This is a genomic window from Xanthomarina spongicola (assembly GCF_003148645.1).
GTDB lineage: Bacteria > Bacteroidota > Bacteroidia > Flavobacteriales > Flavobacteriaceae > Xanthomarina > Xanthomarina spongicola.
The window spans coordinates 1-1,246 of the sequence record NZ_QGGP01000027.1; the positions used below are offsets into that span (position 1 = coordinate 1).

At 31.9% G+C, this 1,246-nt stretch carries 1 protein-coding gene; it reads left to right on the forward strand.

Features of this window, described 5'->3' with window-relative positions; genetic code table 11:
• Window positions 1–231: 231 nt before the first annotated feature.
• Window positions 232–1,017 carry a TIR domain-containing protein gene (locus LX78_RS14685; protein WP_109683529.1) on the forward strand — a complete coding sequence of 262 codons (786 nt, stop codon included), beginning with the start codon at window positions 232–234 and terminating at the stop codon, window positions 1,015–1,017.
• Window positions 1,018–1,246 lie beyond the last annotated feature (229 nt).

A 1,246-nucleotide genomic window follows, 5' to 3' on the forward strand; every position in this document is an offset into this window, starting at 1 on the left:
TAAATGCTTCACCGTGTATAGTAACCTTAATTCTCTCTTTTGTTCTTTCTGATTATTACTTAAATTTAGTGAATTACAAACTTAAGACGTGTATAACTAATTGCTCGGTCTGTGTGTACTCGGAAAATCCACTAGGATTTTCCTATTGGTTCGTTTCTTTTTTACTAAATTAGTTCCAGCCAACGCAACGAGCCATACACAAACACGTTATGTAGCATATGAAAGACCAATATGAATAAAACTGAATTACTTCAAAGTTTAGAAAAAGAATCAAAAGACTTAACCTATAAGGACGGAAATTTAGGAAAAGTAAAGAAAAGAGCTGAAATGTTAGTAACCAAAATATTTGGAGGAAAATCCGAATATATTCCTGCGCTAAGAAAAATAAGATTTAGTCCAGCAATGGCTTGGAGCGGAATGGACAAGAGTTATTACGAAAAAAGTTTTATTTCTGGGAAAAATGAACTGATAAACCTAATTAATGTAATGCAGGAAGATTTAAATTTATCAGACAGCTTCGAAATTATAGAAAATGGCGAAACTCAAGTTATTAAAGAGTCTTTTAATAAAATATTTCTTGTTCACGGTCACAATGAAGAAATGAAACAATCTTCTGCAAGATTTATTGAAAAATTATCTCTAAAACCAATAATTCTGCACGAGCAACCAAATCGAGGAAGGACTATTATTGAGAAATTTACTGATTACTCTAATGTTGACTTCGCAATTGTATTACTGTCAGCTGACGACCTTGCCTTTAGTAAGAAAGATAAAGTTGAAAATGCTTCTTTCAGAGCGAGACAAAATGTAATTTTAGAATTAGGTTTTTTTCTTGGAAAATTAGGACGAGAAAGAGTTGTAGTTCTATTTGAACAAGTTGACAATTTTGAAATACCTTCTGATTATCAGGGTGTTATTTTTATCCCATATGACAGTAATGGAAATTGGAAATTACCAATAGCTAAAGAACTTAAAGCTGTCGGATTCAAAATCGATGGAAGTAAATTATTAGAATAAAAACGCTACATAACACCGTGTATAATTAATTGCTAGGCTCTTCCCTACTTGCGAAAATTCCTGCGGAATTTTCTCTGGTTCGTAAATGTTTGCTAACTTAGTTGCTAAAACACGCAACTAACCATACACAAACACGTTAGGCAACATATGAAAAAACAACTTCTTTCAATACTTTTTATTTCATTAATATCATTTGCCTATTCACAAAAAGAGCGGATTGAAGTTCAAT